This is a genomic window from Leucobacter sp. wl10, assembly GCF_003569785.1.
In the GTDB taxonomy this organism is placed as follows: Bacteria; Actinomycetota; Actinomycetes; order Actinomycetales; family Microbacteriaceae; genus Leucobacter.
Genome location: NZ_KZ983988.1, coordinates 103,708 through 120,963, shown reverse-complemented (window position 1 = coordinate 120,963; position 17,256 = coordinate 103,708). Strand labels below are relative to the sequence as shown.

Sequence of the window (17,256 nt, the reverse complement as noted above, 5' to 3'; positions counted from 1 at the left end):
GTATTCTGGCAGATGATGAGTGCGCGATCCCGTGCGCGCGAAAGGTGGATCCATGTCAGCTGAGTTCATTCCCGCGGCGAGGCCGATCGTCGGCGACGAGGAGCGGGAGGCGGTGGACCGGGTGCTGCGGTCGGGGATGATCGCGCAGGGTCCGGAGGTGGCGGCGTTCGAGCGGGAGTTCGCCGAGCACTTCGTGCGCGGGCGCGCGACGGTGGCGGTGAACTCGGGTACGAGCGGCCAGCACCTGGGCCTGCTCGCGGCGGGCGTGGGGCCGGGGGACGAGGTGATCGTGCCGTCGTTCACCTTCGCGGCGACGGGCAACTCGGTGGCGCTGACAGGGGCGACGCCGGTGTTCGCGGACATCGAGCCGCGCACGTTCACGCTCGACCCCGAGTCGGTGCGGGCGTCGATCACGCCGCGCACCAAGGGGATCATGCCGGTGCACCTCTACGGGCACCCGTTCCTGGTGGACGAGCTCGAGGCGATCGCGAAGGAGCACAGCCTGGCGATCTACGAGGATGCGGCGCAGGCGCACGGAGCGTCGTGGCGGGGTCGGCCGGTGGGCACCCTGGGCGACTTCGCGATGTTCAGCCTGTACCCCACGAAGAACATGACCTCGGGCGAGGGCGGCATGGTCTCGTGCGCGAGCGAGGAGATCGCGCGGGGGGTGCGTCTGCTGCGCAATCAGGGCATGGAGACGCAGTACGCCAACGAGGTGGTGGGGTTCAATGCGCGGATGACGGACGTGCACGCGGCGATCGGGCGGGCGCAGCTGAGGAAGGTGGACGCGTGGACCGAGCGCCGCCGCAGCAACGCGGCCGTGCTGAACGCCGGGCTCGCCGGGGTGGCCGGGGTGACGACGCCCCACGTGGCCGAGGACGCGGTGCACGTCTACCACCAGTACACGATCCGCGTCGACGCGGCCGAGCGCGATCGCCTGCGCGACGCGCTGAAGGAGGAGCACAACGTCGGCTCGGGCGTGTACTACCCGATCCCGAATCACCGCCTGCCCTCGCTGGCCCCGTTCGCGCCGGGTCTGGAGCTGCCCGAGACCGAGCGGGCCGCGGCCGAGGTGCTGTCGCTGCCGGTGCACCCCTCGCTGAGCGAGGGTGATCTCGACCGGATCGTCGCCGGCGTCACCGCCGTGCTGAGCGCGGGTGCATAGACCCCGCGCATGAAAGAGATCTGGCGGGTCCTCCTGCAGCTGCTGCCGCTCCTCCCGAAAGGCGCGCAGCGCTACTTCGTCGGCTACGTCGTGGTGACGAGCCTGATCGCGGGGCTCGACGCGCTCGGCATGTCGCTGCTCGCGCTCACCCTCCCGCGCGCGATCGAGAGCCAGCCGATCTCGGTGCCTCTGGTGGGCGAGGTGCCGGCCGAGGCCGCGCCGGTGCTCGTGCTCATCGCGCTCGCGCTCATGATGCTGAAGTCGGTGCTCAACGTGGTGCTGCAGTGGTTCGCCACGCGGCGCTTCGCCAAGTACGAGCTCGAGATCGGCGACCGGCTCTTCCGCGCCTACATCAACTCCAGCTGGGAGGAGCGGTCGAAGCGCTCGGTGGCGGAGATCACGAGGATCGCCGACGCCGGCATCGCCAACACCATGGCCGGCTTCGTGCTGCCGCTCACGCGGGTGCCCTCGGCGTTCTTCACCTTCGTGCTGGTGCTGGGCGTGCTCGTGGCAGCCGATCCCCAGACCTCGGTCATCGCGTTCGTGTACCTCTCGCTCGTCATGCTGCTCGTGCACTTCGTCGTCACGAAGCGAGCGCTCGAGGCCGGCCAGGTCAACCTCGACTACAGCTACCGCGTGGCCAACCTCATGACCGAGATGATCGAGGCGCTCAAGGAGCTCAGCCTGCGCAACCGTCTCGGCGAGGTCGCCGACCTCGTCACCGCCAATCGACGTCACAGCACGCGGGCCCGGGCGAACGGGTCGTTTCTGGGGGTGCTGCCCGGCTTCGCCTACGAGGCCGCGCTGCTCGGCGGCATCGTGCTCATCGGCGGCTTCTCGGCCTGGCAGGGGAGCATGCAGTCGGCGCTCGCGTCGGTCGCGCTGTTCGCCGCCACGGGGTTCCGGCTGATCCCGGCCCTGACCGGCATGCAGGGCGGCATCGTGCAGGCGACCGCGAGCATCCCCGGCGCGCGCGACGTGGTCGGCGACCTCATCACCTCGGAGCGCGACATCCAGACCTCGCAGACCCCTGCCGACACGGCCGAGCTCGCCGAGAACCCCCGCCGCCTGCGTCTCGACGACGTGCGATTCCGCTACCCGGGCGCCGACGAGGACGTGATCCGGGGCATGTCGCTCGACATCCCGCTCGGCAGCTCGGTCGGCATCGTCGGGCCGTCCGGCGCGGGCAAGTCGACGCTCATCGACCTGCTGCTCGGCCTCAGCCAGCCCTCCTCGGGCGAGATCTCGCTCGACGGGGAGCCCCTGCGGTCCGTGCTGCGGCAGTGGCGCGGGCGCGTGGGCTACGTGCCGCAGCGGGTGGCCCTTTTCGACGGCACCATCGCCCAGAACGTCGCGCTCACCTGGGCCGACGAGATCGACCGCGACCGCGTGATGCACGCGCTCGAGCGGGCGCAGCTGGGCTCGCTCATCGCGTCGCGGGCCGGCGGCATCGACGAGCGCATCGGGGAGCGGGGCGTCTCCCTCTCGGGCGGGCAGCAGCAGCGGCTCGGGATCGCCCGCGCGCTCTACACCGATCCGCTCGTGCTCGTGCTCGACGAGGCGACCAGCTCGCTCGACACGAAGACCGAGGACGAGGTGACGAGGTCCATCAAGGCGCTGCAGGGCGAGGTGACCCTCATCTCGGTGGCGCACCGCCTCTCGACCATCAAGGACTACGACCGGCTGTGCTACCTCGACGACGGCGTGATCGTGGCGCACGGCACCTTCGCCGAGGTGGCGCGGCGGCACCCCGCCTTCGGCGAGCAGGTCGCCCTCGCGGGCCTCGCCGACTACGTGCGGTAGGGGGCGGCGGTGTGCCGCGCCGCCGCTCCCCGGGCATCCCCGCACCCGGCCTCGGGGCGACGCTTCCCCTCGAGCACCGTTTTACCCAGCGGCACAGATTCACCTTCAAGCACATCGGATCCGGGAAAACACGTGCTTGAAGATGAATCTGTGCCGCTGGGCGGGGCTGGGGGCGGCGAGGCTGGGCGGGGCGAGGCGAGGCGAGGCGAGGCCGGGCGCCGCGCATCCCGCGCCGCTCAGTACGTGCGCCGCATGATGCGGTACCCCGCGAAGAGCGTGCGGAACGGAGCCTGCGCGCGCAGCGCCTGGAGCGGGTTGCGCGTGAGCAGCGACGCCGGCGACAGGTAGGCGTGGCGGGCGTCGAGCGCGCTCGCGATCGAGGCGGGGGTGCTCGCGAGGTTGCGCAGCGCGTCGAACACGGCGTGGTCGGCGCGCGAGAGCAGCCGGTCCGCGCCCGGCGCGAGCCGCTCGAAGCGCTGCAGCAGGGCGAGCAGTTCGTCGCGGTTGGCGGCCAGGTCCTCGGCGTTGCGGGTGCGGGCGAGGATCGCGTCGAACACGTGGATGCGGATCAGCTTGAGCACGATCGCCGTGCGCTCGGCGAGGCCGGCCGTCGCGAACCACGGTGCGGCCTCGATCTCGTCGAGAAACGCGAAGTCCTGGGCCACGGGGCGGGGAGCGAAGGTGACCCGGTCGCCGGCGTCGGCGTTGATCACGTACGCCGGTCCGCGGAGGTCGTAGGCGAGGTCGCGCCCCGTGAACCAGACCGTGAGCGAGTAGGCCAGATCTTCGCCCGAGGGCAGCCCCGCGGTCAGGCGGAGCTCGCCGAAGCGGCGGCGGTCGATGAGCCCGAGCGGCGCACTGCGGTAGGCGAGGCGGTCGCGGCGCGGATCGAGCCGGCGCGTGCGCCGTCCCCACCGCACAGGGGGGTAGGGATCGGTCTTGCCGTCGGCCAGCTGGATGCGTGCTAGAACGGCCTCGGCCCCGGTGGCGGCCTGCAGCGCGAGCCAGGAGTCGATCGCCCCCGGCGCGAGCTCGTCGTCGGAACCCATCACCGAGATGAAGGGCGCGGTCGAGTTCGCGAAGCCGTGGTTCATGGGCCCGGCGGGGGAGCGGATGCCGTCCTGCAGTTCGAGCAGTCGCAGCCGGGGATCGTCGGCGTGCGCGCCCAGGTTGCGGCGGATGATCTCGGGATCGATGTTGTGGGCCACCACGTTGACGCGCACGGGCGCCTCGGTGTGGTCGAGCACTGAGGCCGCGGCTCTCGCGATGGGCCGCGTCTCGGAGTGGACCGCGATGGTGAGGTCGACGAGCGGCTCGGTCATGGTTCGATGCTATCGCGGCGCGAGGGAGCGGATCGGCCGGCGCGAGTCACGCGACCATGTCGCGCATGGTGCGGCGCGGCCCCTGGCGGTGCAGCGAGAGCAGCGGGTTGCGGGTCAGGATCGCGTCGAGCCCGCCCAGCCAGCGGGCCTCGAGCAGCGCCATCACCCGATCCGCGTCGGCGTCGGGAGCGGTGGCCGCGTCGATCGCGGATCGATCCCTGCGCGACAGCAGCGCGAGCGAGCCGGGCGCCATGCGCTCGACGCGGTCCACGAGGTCCCGAAGGTCCGTGACGTGGTGCGCGAGGCCGCCGCCGTTCGGCGAGCCGTCGTCGTGCAGCCGCGCCAGCACCGCGTCGAAGAAGTGCAGGCGCAGCACCTTGACGCCGAGCACGCGTCGCTCGCGGCGGGTCAGCCGCTCGAACCAGTCGCTGCCGGCGATGGCGTCGAGGAAGGCGAAGTCGTCTTCGAGGCTGCGGCGCTCGGCGGTCACCCGGTCGGCGGCGTCGTCGCCGACGAGGTAGGCGGGACCGCCGCGATCGTAGGCGATCGAGGCGCCGCTGAAGCAGATGCGGGCGGTGAGCTCGAGATCCTCGCCCGAGCGCAGGCCGGGGGTGAAACGGAGCGCGCCGAGGCGTGTGCGGGAGAGCAGTCCGAGCGGCGCACTGCGATAGACGAGGCGGTCCTTCACGGCGTCGAGGTCGCGCGTGCGGCCGGGGCGCGTCGGCGGGAGCGGATCCGCAACCCCCTCCGCACCGTGCTCGATGCGGGCGAGCACCGCGTCGGCCTCCGCGTCTGCGGCGAGCGTCAGCCACGAGTCGAGGGCCCCTGACCGGAGGGTGTCGTCGGAGTCGAGGAAGGCGAAGTAGGGGGCGGTCGCCCGCTCGATCCCGAGGTTGCGCGGCCCGGCGGGAGAGGGGATTCCGTCCTGCAGTTCAAGCACCTCGACCGCGGGATGCTCGGCGAAGCGGCCGAGCGCCGATCGGATGCCGGCGACCTCGGTGTTGTGCGCGACGACGAGCACGCGCACGCGCGCCGACGTGCCGTCGAGCACCGATGCGACGGCCCGCTCCACGGGCCGCGTCGCGGCGTGCACCGGGATGATCACGTCGACGGCGTACTCGCTCATGCCTCGATGGTACCGGTGGGCGGGGCGGGGTCCGCCGTACGCATTCGCCTCCGTGGTCGCCCGAGCCCGCCCGAGCGCTCCGGCTCAGACGTCGATCCAGCGGCCGAGCAGCGCCCGCGCGCTCGCCTCGCCGGAGTGCACGGTGCGCACGAACCCGGGGCCGGCCGCTGCGCGCGCGCGCGCCTGCTCGGGGTACGCGACGAGACCCTCGAGCACGTCGCGAAGCGTTTCGGGCGTGGCCTCGACGATGGGGAGCGGCAGGCCGAACTCCCGCTCCACCCGCTCGCGGACGAACGGGAGCACGTGCCCCACGACGATGCGGCCGGCCGCCATGGCCTCGCAGGCCGCGACGCCGTACGAGCCGAGCCGGAACTGGTCGAGCACGATGTCGGCGCCCGCGAAGACGCCGGGCATCTCGGCCGATGGGGTGCCGGTGATGAGCGCGTAGTCGATGGCGCCCGAGTCGATGAGGGGCGCGAGCGCCGGCTCGATGCGGTCGCTGCCCTTCTGCAGGGCGTTGCTCGACGCGTGGATGACCCGCGCCCGCTCGCGCGGAAGCACCGGCGCGGCGGTCGCGAACCGCTCTGCGTCGACCACCACGGGGCACCAGTGCGCCCACGGCACGTCGGCTGCGAGATCGGGGGTCGAGATGAACGTGGGGCGCCGCAGCCGCTCGAGCAGGGCGAGGTTCTCGCGCGCGTCCCCGCGCAGCACGTCGGTGCGCGGATCCTCGGTGTACGGCGACCAGGGCGTGAGCCCGATGTGACGGTCGGGATCGCGCACGTCGGTGCCGTGGCACAGGAAGGCCACGGAGACCCCGGCCCGCTCGAGCGCCAGCACCTCCGTCTCGAGGTCGCGCCCGAAGCGCTTGCCGAACATCGGGCGCTCGGCTTCGACGAGCACGTGAGTGAAGCGCCGCGCGGCCTCCCACTCGGCGTTCGCCCACTCCTCCGACGCGTTCACCGCGGCGATGGGCACGAGGGTATCGGCGGGAAACGCGAAGCCGCCCGGCAGCTCCACCGCCATGTTGCGGGCGCCGATCCGGGAATCGGCCCGCTCAAGTGCGCCGGCCCAGAGCCGTCCCTGGCCCGCATAGTTGGTGGGGGCGATGTACACCCGGATCGCGGTCTCGGGTACCTCGGTGACGGGCGCCCTCCCTCCGCCGAGCAGTCGGCCGGCGAGACGGCCGACGAGGCCGTCCGGGTCTCGGGCCGCCGACTCCATGAGGCGCTGCGTCCAGCGCGGCATGCGCGAGCGGTGCTTGACCGCCCAGCCGGCGAGTCGGGAGAGGAGGCCGCTCATGACGCCGGCCTCCGCCGCTGTCGCTCCGCGGCGGCCGCGACGACGGTCTCGGCGACCCGCCGAGTGACGGCGCGCATCGAGTGGCGCCGGGCCGCCCACTCGGCGAGGTCGCGCCGCAGCTCGGCGCCGAGGGGCCGGTCCGCCGCATCGCCCATCGCGGCCGCTATGGCCTCGGCGTCGTAGTCGACGGCCGTGCCGACGGGTGCCTCGAGCGCCGACCGCTCCATGAACGGGCCGGTGGGTCCGGGGCCCGCGAAGATCACGGGGCATCCCGTCGCGAGCGACGAGTACGCCTTCGAGGTGAAGGCGTACTCGTAGCCTCCGCCCGGCCGCAGCGTCGCGAGGCTCGCGATAGCCGAGGCGAGCTGGGGGCGCAGCTGCTCCGCGGGCACCGGATCGGCGAACTCGACAGAGTCCCCGATCCCGAGCGCCTCCGCCCTCATCCGCATCGGCTCCTGCTCGGTGCTGTTGCCGACGAAGCGCAGGCGGTACCCGGGGTGCGTCTCGGAGAATCGGGCGAAGGCGTCGACGAGAATGTCGGCGCCGTGCAGCCCCGTGAAGGTGCCGGCGTAGATGAAGACCGGCTCGATCTCTGCCTCGGAGTAGTGGAACACCGACGTGTCGGCGCCGAAACCGGTCACCACCATCGGCGTGCGCACGCCGAGGGAGCGCGCGCGGTCCACCACCCCCTGCGAGATCGTCACCATCGAGGCGGCCCCCCGCATCGCGAACCGCTCGAGGGCGCGCAGCACCCGGACCACGAGCCCCGAGCTGGTCGCCTGCCCCGCCGCGTCCGACCAGACGTCGGCGGCGTCGTAGACGTAGGGGATGCGCCGGATCGCGCAGACGACGCGCACCACCGCGCCCGTCGTGGGCGGGGGCTCGACGAGCACGGCGGCCGGCCGTCGTGCGAACAGCAGCCTGAACGCGAGCGGCAGGTCGAAGCTGAGGTACTGCAGGTAGCCGCGCACGTACCCGCTGCGGTCGCGCAGCACCGGGAACGTGCTGATCCGCTCGCCCCGCGATCCCTCGCCCTGGCCGGGGAGGGGCCGTGCCGTGAGCACGTCGACCTCGTGCCCCGCCTCGAGCAGCGCGTCGGCCACCCCGCCGAGGAAGAAGGAGGCGGCCGCGGGCTCGGGGCGGTAGATGCGTGAGACGATCGTGATGCGCAAGGGGCTACGCCTCCAGGAACTCGCGCATGAGCACCTCGCGCGAGAAGTCGCCGCTGTGCAGGCGCCGCACGAACTCGGGCCCCTGCGCGGCGATCGCCCGGTAGTGGTCGCGGCGCAGGGCGATGTCGCGCAGCACGTCCTCCAGGTTCTCGGCGTTGGTCTCGGGGATCGGCAGCGGCAGCCCTGCGCGCCGCTCGACCTCGCCCCGCACCTGGTCGCTCACGTGCGCCAGCACCACGCGGCCGGAGGCCATGGTCTCGCACGCCGCCACGCCGTAGTCGCCCACCCTGAACTGGTCGAGCACCACGTCGGCGTCGGCGAACACGGCCGGCATCTGGTCGTTCGGGATCCCCTTCAGCTCGACGTACTCGATGAGCCCCTCCCGCTCGAGGCGCTGCACCACCGGGGTCACATAGCCGGTGCCCTTGGTGATGGGGTTGGTGGGTGCGTGCACCACCTTGATGCGGTCGCGCGCGAGGAGCGGCCGGTCGTTCGCCCACTTCTCGACGTCGATCATCACGCCGAGCAGGTGCGCCTGCGGCAGGTCGAGCAGCAGGCCGGGCGTCGACACGAACGTCGGCAGGCCCGTGTCGGCGATCAGTTTGAGGTTCTTCGCCACCACCGGCTCGACGAGACCCGGATCCACCCACTCGTCGTCGCGGAAGAACGACCACTCCTCGCTCGCCGCGTGCGTCGAGGGCAACCGCACGTCGGTGCCGTGCCCGATGAAGCCGACCTCGAGCCCCGCCGCCTGCAGCAGCTCGATCTGCCGGTACATGTCTCCCTCGAACCTGCCTCCGAGGATCGGGTAGCACGCTTCGATGAGCGCGTGCGTGTAGTCGCGGGCGAGGGTCTCGTACATCGCGCGCTGCCACGAGCGGGAGTGCTCCGCCGTGCGCCAGGTGACCGTGTAGTCGGCTGCGTACTGCAGCGGGTTGTTGGCCTCGTGCACGTAGTTCTTCGCAGACACCCGCCCCGTCTGCTCGACCGCGCGGGCCCAGCGGTATCCCTGGCCCGCGTAGTTCACAGGGCCGATCATGAGGCGGATGGGCTTCGTCATGTCGGGCGCGGGCGGTGCGGGCGGGGTGACCCCGCGCGCTCGGTCCACACCCGAGGCGATCGCGTCCTGCGCGAACTTCGGGACGAGCTTCCAGACGCGTTCAGCTGCGGGGTGCACCGGCGGGGTCCTTTCGATCGGGGGCGATCCAGTGATCGCGGAGCGCTCGGGCCGCGAGCCGCCCGTCGTGCACCGCGCGCACGAACTCGACGCCCCTCGCGCGTGCGGGGGTGAGGTCCTGCGCGGTTGCGAGGCCGCGCAGCAGCGTCTCGAGCGAGTCGGGGTCGGCCTCGAGGACGGGGAGCTCGCGACCCGTCTCCTCGCGCACCGCGGATCGCACCTGGGGCGAGACCTGCCCCACGGCGAGGCAGCCAGCGGCGAGCGCCTCGCACGCGGCGACGCCGTACGAGCCGGCGCGGAACTGGTCGAGCATCACGTCGGCCTCGGCGAACACCGCGGGCATGTCGCGCGAGGGCACGCCGCGCACGAGCCGGAACTCGATGAGACCCTCGTCGCGCAGCCGTTCGAGCGTCGGCAGGATCATGTCCGTGCCCTTGTACGCCGCGACGGAGGGCGCGTGCACCACCCGCAGCGGTGCGCCGGGCGCGCGCTCGATGCGATCCTGCGCCGCCCAGCGCTCCGGATCCACGGCGACGGGACACCACCGAGCGCCGGGCAGATCGACGAGCAGGTCGGGGGTCGAGACGAACGCGGGCCTTCCGCTGCCGGTGACGAGCGCGATGTTGCGCGCCGCGAGCTGCTCGGCCCGCGGCAGGTACACCGCGGGGTCGTCGTAGTAGGAGAGAGGGTTCCCGGCGATGTGACGCGAGGGCAGCCGGATGTCGGTGCCGTGGGCGAGGAACGCGACGTTCACCCCCCGCTCCTGCAGCGCGCGGGCCTGCGCGGCGACCGAGCGGCCCATGAGGCGGCCGAACGGCGGCTCCTCGGCCTCGATGAGCACGTGCGTCGCGCTCGCCGCAGCCGCGAACTGCCGCCGCTGCCAGTCGGGGTCGTTGTGATAGGTGCCGACGGGTACGAGGAGGTCGGCGTCGAAGGAGAAGCCGCCCGGCACCTCCATCGCCATGTTGCGGGCCGAGATACCGGGATCGAGCGCCTCGAGCGCGCGCGCCCAGACGATGCCCTGGCCCGAGTAGTTGACGGGCGCGATGAGCACCCGGATCGGCCTGTCGTCGAAGGCGGTGGTCGGGATCGAGCCCCGCGGGGCCGACCTGCCGAGGCGCCTGGCCGCGATCCGGCCGATCGGGCTCATCGGCGCGTCCGCGATCCGGTCGATCAGGGCGTTCATCCAGGACGGGTAGGCGTTGCGATTCACAGCGGGCGAGCACCCGTTCGTCCGGTCGTTTCCATGCGGTCATCTTACTCTGCGGGGAACGCCCGGACCCCGGCTGCCGTCCGGTGGCCCCGACGGCGCTGGGATAGGATGCGGGCATGGATAAGCAGTCGCTGTTGCAGCTGGTCGCCGAGATTCTCGAAGTCGATGAAGCCTCGGAAACGAAGAGCCTCGAGGAGCAGGGGTGGGACTCTCTCGCCAACCTCTCCTTCATCGCCGAGATCGACGAGCGCCTCGGCGCCGAGATCGACGCTGACGAGCTCGCCAAGGCGGAGACGGTCGACGATCTGCTCGCGCTCGTGACCGCCGCGCGGTGATCCCCTCGGCGGCTGACGCGGAGGACCGGGACTTCCTGGGCCTCGCCGGACGTGCGCTGCTGATCACCGGCGCCTCGTCGGGGATCGGCCGGGCTGCCGCGGTCGCCGCGAGCCGCGAGGGCGCGCGCGTGGCGCTGGTCGCGCGCCGCGCGGATGCGCTTGGTGAGACGGCCTCGATGCTCGACGGGGAGGGGCACCGCGCCTTCGCCGCCGACCTGGCCGAGCACGCGGGCCACGGTGAGCTTTTCGCCGGCATCGTCGGCGAGATGGGTCCGCTCGACGGCATGCTGCACGCCGCGGGAGAGCACGCGGCCGCCCCGCTGCGCGCCATCACCGCGAAGCACGTGAACACACTGCTCAGCGCGAACGTGACGAGCAGCGTGCTGCTCGTCAAGGCGTTCCGCAGCCCGAAGGTGCGGGCCGAGCGTGCGAGCGTGGTGCTCATGTCGTCGGCCGCGGGCCTGGTCGGCGAGCCCGGGGTGAGCGTGTACGCGGCGTCGAAGGCCGCGGTGTCGTCGCTCGCGCGCTCGCTCGCGCTCGAGCTGGCGCCCGAGGGCGTGCGCGTGAACAGTATCGCGGCCGGCATCGTCGAGACGCCGCTCACAGCACGACTGCGGCGCACCGTGGGGCAGGCCGGATGGGAGGCCATCGAAGCCGCTCACCCGCTGGGCGTCGGCTCGCCCGAGGACGTGGCGAACGCCGCGCTCTACCTGCTGTCGCCCGCTGCGAGGTGGGTCACCGGTACCACGCTGGTAGTGGATGGCGGATACACCGCAAACTAAGTGTAGAGTCTGAGGCATGACCGTACGTGTCGTCGCTGTCGGCTATCACCTGCCCGAGCGAGTGCTTTCGAACGAGGAGCTCTCCGCCGAGTTCCCCGAGTGGTCGGTCGAGAAGATCGCCGCCAAGACGGGGGTGCACCGCCGCCGCGTCGCGGCCGAGGACGAATTCACGTCGGACCTCGCGATCGCCGCCGGAAACCGCCTGCTCGAGGAGCACGGCATCGAGGCGCACTCGATCGACTACCTCATCGTGTGCACGCAGAGCCCCGACTACTTTCTGCCGACGACGGCGTGCATCGTGCACGAGGGGCTCGGCCTGCGCATCGACGCGGGGGCCGTCGATCTCAACCTGGGCTGCTCGGGATACATCTACGCGCTCGGCCAGGCGAAGGGTCTCATCGAGTCCGGTCAGGCGTTGCGCGTGCTGGTGATCACCTCGGACACCTACACCAAGTTCGTGAACCCGGCCGACAAGAGCGTGCGCACCATCTTCGGCGACGGTGCGGCGGCGACGCTCGTCGCCGAGCAGGATGAGGGTGCCGCGGGCCGCGGGATCGGCGCCCCGTTGTACGGCACCGACGGTTCGGGGGCCAGGCACCTCGTGGTGCCGAACGGCGGGCTGCGGCCCGGTACCGACCTCGAGCCGAAGTCCGCGGCCTCCGAGCGCGGCATCTCGAGCAACGGCTACGACCTGTTCATGGACGGGCCCGAGATCTTCAACTTCACGCTGCGGGTGGTGCCCCACTCGGTCGCTCGGATTCTCGAGCGGGAGGGCCTGCAACTCGACGACGTCGACCTGTTCGTCTTTCACCAGGCCAACGCCTTCATGCTCGAGCACCTGCGCAAGAAGCTGAAGGTGCCCCGGGAGAGGTTCTTCGTGTCGCTCGCCGAGACGGGCAACACGGTCTCATCGACGATTCCGATCGCGCTCACCGAGGCCCAGCGCGAGGGGGTGCTCCGGCGGGGAATGCGGGTGATGCTGCTCGGCTTCGGCGTCGGCCTCTCCTGGGGCGGCCTCGTCCTCGAGTGGTGAGGCCCGCGCCGGGGAGGCTCCGGCGCGGGAGGATCCGATCGATGAACGACATGATGTCCCCTACCCCGAAAGTGCAGGGCCGATGAAGGTGCAGAGCTTCGAGACCCACGACTACTCGCTTCGTTCCTACGCCGATACGCTGCGCGCCTACCGGGAGGCGGGCTACGCGGTGACGAGCTTCGAGCGGTATCTCGCCGAGCCGCGGGAGCGGCACATGATCCTGCGGCACGACATCGACAACACCATCGAGCAGGCCGCGCGGGTGGCGCGCATCGACGCCGAGGCCGGCTGCACTGCGACCTTCTTCCTGCGCGTGCACGCTCAGGGGTACAACCTGCTCAGCCTGCCGTCGCTGCGCATCGTGCAGGAGATGGAGCAGCTGGGCCATGAGGTCCAGCTTCACCTGGAGGGGGGTGTGTGCGGATGGCTCGGCGGCGACGACCTCGAGTGGGCCGATCGTCAGCGCGCGGTGTTCGAGGCCGCCGTAGGGCGCCCGCTCGGCGGATTCAGCTCCCACGAGCCCGCGCGCATGGGAGGAATGGAGTTCGCGAACGGGCTGCTGGAGCGGTGGAGCGACTCGGTCGCCTATCACGCCTACGAGACGCGCTTCATGATGCCCGATATGAAGTACCTCAGCGATTCGAGCGGCCGGTGGCGCGAGGGGCACTTCGGGCTGTGGGTGGGCAGGGAGCCGCTGATGCAGGTGCTCACCCACCCGTTCTGGTGGTTCGAGAAGGTTCCCGCCGAGAACTACTGAAGCCTCGGCGGGCCCGGCCGTCATCTCTTATTGTCGCCGAGGCGCTTCGCCGGATTGCCCACCCGCACCTCGTTCTCCGGGATCGACTTCACCGCGACCGCCCCGATCCCCAGCAGAGAGTCCCTGCCGAGCGTGAGCCCCTGGATCACCGATGCGTTGGGCCCGATCCAGACGTCGTCCTCGATCACGACGCTGCCCGAGATCTCGGCGCACGCCGTCACGATGACGTTCCTGCCGATGCGGCAGTTGTGCGCGATGTGCACGTGATCGTCGATCTTGGTGTAGTCGCCGATCGTGGTGGGGGCGATCGTCCCCGAGCAGACCGTGGTGAAGTTGCCGACCTCGGTGTGCGCGCCGAGGCGCACGGATCCGATGTGCGGCACGTGGAAGTTGTTGCCGTCGGCGTCCTTCTCGATTCCGAATCCCTCCTCGCCGATGACGGCCTGGCTCTTCACGAGCGCGTGCTCGCCGACGACCACGTTGTGCCCGATGACCACGTGGTCCCGCACCTCGGCGTGCGCCTCGAGGACGGCGCCCGCGCGCACCACCGTGTACTCGCCGACGTGCGCGGTCTCGTGCACGCGCGCCGTGGGGTGGATCCGCGCCGTCTCGGCGATGCCCGGTTCGGAGCGGGGGGCGAAATGGCGGGCGACGGTCTGTCCGAAGGCCGCTCGCGGATTCTCGACGAGGATCAGGGCGCCGGCGGCGCCCCCGGGAAGCTCGGTGCCGAGCGGGGCGAGCACGACCGCGCCGCTCGCCATCGCCCGCGCGAAGTCGGCCGCGTACTTGCCGGTGTCGCCGACGAAGGTGACGGCGCCGGAGCCGGCGTCGGCGAGCGGCGCGGGCCCGGAGACCGGCAGGTCCTCGCCGATCAGCCGTGCGGAGAAATCGGAGGCGATGGTCTGAGCGGTGAGGGCAGTCATGCCACGACTGTAGCGCGCTCGGCGGCTTCCCCGGTGGAAACTCATAGACTGGGGGAGTTCGCGTCGATCCGTGCGGTCGCGTTATCAAAGTGGTGCCTGGGTCGAGTCTCTCGAGCGCGCGGCCCCAGGCGATGCCGTGCCCCGAGTGATTGACAGGGCGATGAACATTCGCACCGGCTTGTCGTCAGAAGGCCCTGGCCGGGATGGAGCTCCTCGGCGCGGGCTCCCCGGGGCGCCTCGCCGCGATCTTGCCGATGAGGCTCATCGGCGCGTCGGCGATCCGGTCGATCGCGGCGTTCACCCACACAGAGCTGGATTACCAGCTCTACCGGTTCGTTTCCGAGCGGTCTTCTCTGTTCTGTGCAGGCGTGATCGGAATCTTCCAATAGTGCCAGAACTGGTAGTCACGATTAGCAGATGGATTGCACATGAAAACTATTAAGACCCTAAAGTAAAGAATATGAATCTTGACGAGACATAACTTGTTAATAATTTTTTAAGTATGTAAATTGAGAGGTGTATGCATACCATTACATATGTTTAATACATGTGCAAAATTCTCAAAGGAAAGAACAAATGCTTAAAAAAGACTTAGATTGATAGGCGTAGTGGCAGGACTGGTGTTGATGGCAACATCAGGCGCTCCTGCGGTGGCCAATGGGACTGGCCAGGAGTATCACTCTCAAGCAGGGGATGTCTTCGCGCAGGAACCCTCTGAGGACGCGGGTTCCGCGAAGGGCGCTCGTGCCACATACGGCTACCTTGTCGGGGATCCTATCTACTTCAACTCGCCTGGCTACAATCCGGGTTCTTGCACCGCCTCCTGGATCGTTAGCGGCTACTCAGGCTGGTTCATTCTCTCCGCGGCGCATTGTGGGGGTGGTGTTGGAAGTACTGTGTACGGCACTGGTTCAGCGTTCGGCACCATAGCCGCTAAGAAGTCCAGCCCAAACGGTGACTCAATGTTTTTCTCGTACTACAGCAATGTCATCCCATACCAGATCGTTGTCGACCCGAGAACCGGTGCTCGTCCTGGACCAGGAGGAACGGGGCGTGTCACCGGCACCATGCCTACTTCCTCTCAGTACTCGGGCGTACTTGTGGGAAAGATGGGCAAGACTACCGGCTGGACTGAGGGTCGCATCACGGGAACCACCAGCTGGAAGGGTGTTCGAGCTTTTGTTACGAACTACTGGTCTTCGGGCGGTGACTCCGGAGGGCCGGTCTGGCAAGCGACAAGTGCAGGGGTGAAGGCCGTTGGTATGCACGTGGGATCGATCTCTATAAGTGGTATACGTATCGGTGCGGTTTACATTCCGATAGACACGCTGCTCAGCCAGTGGGGGCGTGGATGAATGTCTTCTCTTCTCCGTATGGCCGAGGCGCCGAACCGGGGTTGACCCTGGATGTTCCTGCCGACCGGCCGGGCCCCGGTCTCATGTCGGTCGGACCCTCGAAGGGGGCGGGCGCCGAATTCCCTGACGGGCTTGAAGACATCTGTTCGAAGAAGGACTGCGTTTTCGTTGAGGAGTAAGCCAGTGCCTGCGAGTATGGTGACATGGGGGCCGTGTGGGCGGAGGTAGACGATGCGCAAATGGGTTCTTTGCGGGGTGGCGGTTGCGGTGGTTGTCGTCGGCGTCGGCGGTGCGGCAGTAGCGTCGGCTGGGCGGTTTCAAACAGGCCGCGAGGATGTTGACCTCCCCGTCCCCAGCATTGCTCCAGTTGAGACGCCGGCGCCCGGCGGAGGTACTGGCCAGCGAACGATTGGTCCTTGGGATTTCCCACCGGGTTGGGACGAAGTGTCTCCATCGTTGAAAGACCCGTGTGCAAATCAGGAGTGCGTCTATATCGATGAGTAAGCGGGAACCGCGCATCAGGGCGGCTGCCGAGTTCGCTGAATGCGGTACTCCGGTCGCAGAGGCGGGGACGACGGTTCTTGCCGTTCCGAGTCGTTGAATACGTCAGACCCTGCTCCTTTGTTGCGGGGAAGAGGATTCTTCGGAACGACGTCGGTTGCTGGGCAGCGCTCGCGCGAGGGACTGGCCGGTGAGAGCTGCAGTCATGCCACGACTGTAGCGCGTGCTCGGCGGCTTCCCCGGTGGAAACTCATAGACTAGTGGGGTCCGCGTCGATCCCGCCCGGTTGGGCGCGTCGTCAGTGTGGTGAGGAGCAAGCATGGCAAACCCGAACATCGTCCTCTTCGGAGCCGGCGCGATGGGGCGCAACCACGCGCGCATCATCTCTTCCTCGGCCCGCGCCGAGCTGGCCGGCATCGTCGACCCGTTCGAGGCCAGCGGCCGTGCGGCGACCGAGCAGTACGGCGGCGAGTGGTACCCGGAGGCCGAGGAGGCACTGAAGCGCGCCGACGCGGTGGTGGTCGCGGCCTCGACCGAGTACCACTATGGCATCGCGAAGCAGGTGCTCGACGCGGGCCTCCCGGTGCTCATCGAGAAGCCGGTGTGTCCATCGCTCGAGCAGACCGAGGAGATCCTCCAGGCGGCGGAGCGCGCGGGAGTGCCGGTGCAGTGCGGGTTCCTGGAGCGCTTCAACGCCGGCGTGCTCGCGGCGCAGTCGCTCATCGAAGAACCGGTCTACGTGCGCGCCGAACGGCACTCGCCGTACTGGTCGCGCATCAAGACGGGCGTCGCGTGGGACATGCTGGTGCACGACGCCGACCTCGTCTCGCGCATGTACGGATCGGTCACGCCCGATTCGGTGAGCTCCGAGCTCGGCTTCTTCCACCCGGAATCGGTGGCGGGCGCCGAAGACGTCATCGACATGACGCTGCGCTTCCCCGGAGGCGGGATCGCCTCGGCCTCCGCGAGCCGCATCGGTCAGCGCAAGGTGCGCCGCGTGACGGTGCAGTCGCTCGACTCCATGGTGGAAGTCGACCTGCTGCTGCGCGGCGTGACGAAGTACCGCCACACGAACATCGAGAGCACGGGCGACAAGGTCGGCTTCCGGCAGATGACGGAGATGGAGGTGCCGGAGGTCTCGGGCCTCGAGCCGCTCGCGGCTCAGTTCGAGCACTTCGTCGACCTCGTCGGGGGGCGCGTCGACGCCGACGAGGAGCGCCGCAGCATCCTCCCCGCGCACCGCATCATCGCGGCCGCACTCGCACAGGGCTGAGCGCCCGGCCGATCGCG

Annotated in this window: 15 protein-coding genes; 8 read left to right on the top strand and 7 right to left on the bottom strand. The window is 70.0% G+C overall.

The window, feature by feature from the left end; translation table 11 throughout:
* Positions 1 to 52 precede the first annotated feature (52 nt).
* A complete protein-coding gene (locus tag D1J51_RS02805) occupies positions 53 to 1,165 on the top strand; it encodes a DegT/DnrJ/EryC1/StrS family aminotransferase (protein WP_119073658.1) in 1,113 nt (370 codons plus the stop codon).
* Positions 1,166 to 1,174: 9 nt separating this feature from the next.
* Positions 1,175 to 2,968 (top strand): ABC transporter ATP-binding protein, encoded by a 1,794-nt coding sequence (locus D1J51_RS02800; RefSeq protein WP_119073657.1) that lies wholly within the window; start codon positions 1,175 to 1,177, stop codon positions 2,966 to 2,968.
* Positions 2,969 to 3,204: 236 nt separating this feature from the next.
* Here the strand turns inward: D1J51_RS02800 and D1J51_RS02795 are convergent, their stop codons facing one another.
* The 6 genes from D1J51_RS02795 to D1J51_RS02770 all read right to left on the bottom strand — a co-directional run bounded on the left by D1J51_RS02795 (position 3,205) and on the right by D1J51_RS02770 (position 10,253).
* On the bottom strand, positions 3,205 to 4,290 hold the full coding sequence (locus D1J51_RS02795; protein WP_119073656.1) for a glycosyltransferase: 1,086 nt from the start codon (positions 4,288 to 4,290) through the stop codon (positions 3,205 to 3,207).
* Positions 4,291 to 4,336: 46 nt separating this feature from the next.
* The gene (locus tag D1J51_RS02790) at positions 4,337 to 5,416 is read right to left on the bottom strand and encodes a glycosyltransferase family A protein (protein WP_119073655.1); all 1,080 of its coding nucleotides are present in this window, start codon (positions 5,414 to 5,416) and stop codon (positions 4,337 to 4,339) included.
* Between the two features lie 84 nt (positions 5,417 to 5,500).
* On the bottom strand, positions 5,501 to 6,718 hold the full coding sequence (locus D1J51_RS02785; RefSeq protein WP_119073654.1) for a glycosyltransferase: 1,218 nt from the start codon (positions 6,716 to 6,718) through the stop codon (positions 5,501 to 5,503).
* Complete coding sequence (locus D1J51_RS02780) at positions 6,715 to 7,890, bottom strand: glycosyltransferase (RefSeq protein ID WP_119073653.1); 1,176 nt, start codon at positions 7,888 to 7,890, stop codon at positions 6,715 to 6,717. The genes D1J51_RS02785 and D1J51_RS02780 overlap by 4 nt, the downstream gene beginning before the upstream one ends.
* A 4-nt stretch (positions 7,891 to 7,894) precedes the next feature.
* A complete protein-coding gene (locus D1J51_RS02775) occupies positions 7,895 to 9,067 on the bottom strand; it encodes a glycosyltransferase (RefSeq protein ID WP_119073652.1) in 1,173 nt (390 codons plus the stop codon).
* Positions 9,051 to 10,253, bottom strand: coding sequence for a glycosyltransferase (locus D1J51_RS02770; RefSeq protein WP_162903634.1), 1,203 nt, complete (start codon positions 10,251 to 10,253; stop codon positions 9,051 to 9,053). Before D1J51_RS02770 ends, D1J51_RS02775 begins: the two co-directional genes overlap by 17 nt.
* Positions 10,254 to 10,396: 143 nt before the next feature.
* Here D1J51_RS02770 and D1J51_RS02765 point away from each other — a divergent pair, with 143 nt between their 5' ends.
* The 4 genes from D1J51_RS02765 (at position 10,397) to D1J51_RS02750 (ending at position 13,187) form a co-directional block, all read left to right on the top strand.
* Positions 10,397 to 10,615 carry an acyl carrier protein gene (locus D1J51_RS02765; RefSeq protein ID WP_119073650.1) on the top strand — a complete coding sequence of 73 codons (219 nt, stop codon included), beginning with the start codon at positions 10,397 to 10,399 and terminating at the stop codon, positions 10,613 to 10,615.
* Positions 10,612 to 11,397 (top strand): SDR family NAD(P)-dependent oxidoreductase, encoded by a 786-nt coding sequence (locus D1J51_RS02760; RefSeq protein ID WP_240422818.1) that lies wholly within the window; start codon positions 10,612 to 10,614, stop codon positions 11,395 to 11,397. Before D1J51_RS02765 ends, D1J51_RS02760 begins: the two co-directional genes overlap by 4 nt.
* A 16-nt stretch (positions 11,398 to 11,413) precedes the next feature.
* Complete coding sequence (locus tag D1J51_RS02755; RefSeq protein ID WP_119073649.1) at positions 11,414 to 12,430, top strand: 3-oxoacyl-ACP synthase III family protein; 1,017 nt, start codon at positions 11,414 to 11,416, stop codon at positions 12,428 to 12,430.
* A gap of 82 nt (positions 12,431 to 12,512) precedes the next feature.
* A complete protein-coding gene (locus D1J51_RS02750; RefSeq protein WP_119073648.1) occupies positions 12,513 to 13,187 on the top strand; it encodes a GCN5 family acetyltransferase in 675 nt (224 codons plus the stop codon).
* A 20-nt stretch (positions 13,188 to 13,207) separates the two neighbouring features.
* Here D1J51_RS02750 and D1J51_RS02745 read toward each other — a convergent pair whose 3' ends face one another.
* Positions 13,208 to 14,110, bottom strand: coding sequence for an LpxD N-terminal domain-containing protein (locus D1J51_RS02745; protein ID WP_119073647.1), 903 nt, complete (start codon positions 14,108 to 14,110; stop codon positions 13,208 to 13,210).
* A gap of 203 nt (positions 14,111 to 14,313) precedes the next feature.
* On the opposite strand from D1J51_RS02745, the gene D1J51_RS02740 reads away from it, so the two are divergent.
* Together D1J51_RS02740 and D1J51_RS02735 are read left to right on the top strand one after the other, a co-directional pair.
* Positions 14,314 to 14,499 carry a hypothetical protein gene (locus D1J51_RS02740; protein WP_119073646.1) on the top strand — a complete coding sequence of 62 codons (186 nt, stop codon included), beginning with the start codon at positions 14,314 to 14,316 and terminating at the stop codon, positions 14,497 to 14,499.
* Between the two features lie 1,786 nt (positions 14,500 to 16,285).
* A complete protein-coding gene (locus D1J51_RS02735) occupies positions 16,286 to 17,239 on the top strand; it encodes a Gfo/Idh/MocA family protein (protein ID WP_119073645.1) in 954 nt (317 codons plus the stop codon).
* Positions 17,240 to 17,256: the final 17 nt, after the last annotated feature.

Bases quoted from the DNA above. Each gene is read 5' to 3' on its own strand.
- D1J51_RS02740 (WP_119073646.1), top strand. From the start codon at position 14,314: ATGGAGCTCCTCGGCGCGGGCTCCCCGGGGCGCCTCGCCGCGATCTTG.
- D1J51_RS02805 (WP_119073658.1), top strand. From the start codon at position 53: ATGTCAGCTGAGTTCATTCCCGCGGCGAGGCCGATCGTCGGCGACGAG.
- D1J51_RS02765 (WP_119073650.1), top strand. From the start codon at position 10,397: ATGGATAAGCAGTCGCTGTTGCAGCTGGTCGCCGAGATTCTCGAAGTC.
- D1J51_RS02745 (WP_119073647.1), bottom strand. From the start codon at position 14,110: ATGACTGCCCTCACCGCTCAGACCATCGCCTCCGATTTCTCCGCACGG.
- D1J51_RS02770 (WP_162903634.1), bottom strand. From the start codon at position 10,253: ATGAACGCCCTGATCGACCGGATCGCGGACGCGCCGATGAGCCCGATC.
- D1J51_RS02795 (WP_119073656.1), bottom strand. From the start codon at position 4,290: ATGACCGAGCCGCTCGTCGACCTCACCATCGCGGTCCACTCCGAGACG.
- D1J51_RS02800 (WP_119073657.1), top strand. From the start codon at position 1,175: ATGAAAGAGATCTGGCGGGTCCTCCTGCAGCTGCTGCCGCTCCTCCCG.
- D1J51_RS02750 (WP_119073648.1), top strand. From the start codon at position 12,513: ATGAAGGTGCAGAGCTTCGAGACCCACGACTACTCGCTTCGTTCCTAC.
- D1J51_RS02755 (WP_119073649.1), top strand. From the start codon at position 11,414: ATGACCGTACGTGTCGTCGCTGTCGGCTATCACCTGCCCGAGCGAGTG.
- D1J51_RS02790 (WP_119073655.1), bottom strand. From the start codon at position 5,416: ATGAGCGAGTACGCCGTCGACGTGATCATCCCGGTGCACGCCGCGACG.
- D1J51_RS02735 (WP_119073645.1), top strand. From the start codon at position 16,286: ATGGCAAACCCGAACATCGTCCTCTTCGGAGCCGGCGCGATGGGGCGC.
- D1J51_RS02785 (WP_119073654.1), bottom strand. From the start codon at position 6,718: ATGAGCGGCCTCCTCTCCCGACTCGCCGGCTGGGCGGTCAAGCACCGC.